Here is a 755-nt window from a genome sequence, read left to right as displayed (position 1 = left end):
TTTTCCTAAACCAACTTGGTTAAGCCCTCGACCTATTAGTGACAGTCAGCTCCATACGTTACCGCACTTCCACCTCTGCCCTATCTACCTCGTCGTCTTCAAGGGGTCTTACTCTTGCGATGGGATATCTCATCTTGAGGGGGGCTTCACGCTTAGATGCCTTCAGCGTTTATCCCTTCCCGACTTGGCTACCCGGCCATGGGTTTGATACCCAACCGGTACACCAGAGGTCAGTCCATCCCGGTCCTCTCGTACTAAGGACAGCTCCTCTCAAATATCCTACGCCCACGCCGGATAGGGACCGAACTGTCTCACGACGTTCTGAACCCAGCTCGCGTACCGCTTTAATGGGCGAACAGCCCAACCCTTGGGACCTACTTCAGCCCCAGGATGCGATGAGCCGACATCGAGGTGCCAAACCACTCCGTCGATGTGAACTCTTGGGAGTGATAAGCCTGTTATCCCCAGGGTAGCTTTTATCCGTTGAGCGATGGCAATCCCACTTTATACCACCGGATCACTAAGTCCTACTTTCGTACCTGCTCCACCCGTCGGTGTCGCAGTCAAGCTCCCTTATGCCTTTGCACTCTTCGAATGGTTTCCGTCCATTCTGAGGGAACCTTTGAGCGCCTCCGATACCCTTTCGGAGGCGACCGCCCCAGTCAAACTCCCCACCTGACATTGTCCCCCGGCCAGGTCATGGCCGCAGGTTAGAAACCCAATACCGCAAGGGTGGTATCCCAACAATGGCTCCA

The 755-nt window shown here is 54.8% G+C and carries 1 rRNA gene; it reads right to left on the bottom strand.

What is annotated here, in order from left to right:
• Window positions 1-15 precede the first annotated feature (15 nt).
• Window positions 16-755: ribosomal RNA gene (locus tag NE473_RS30060) — 23S ribosomal RNA — on the bottom strand; the annotation flags it as partial.

The organism is Hungatella sp. SL.1.14, assembly GCF_024460495.1.
GTDB classification, from domain to species: domain Bacteria; phylum Bacillota; class Clostridia; order Lachnospirales; family Lachnospiraceae; genus Hungatella; species Hungatella hathewayi.
This window is presented reverse-complemented; position numbering and strand designations above follow the sequence as displayed.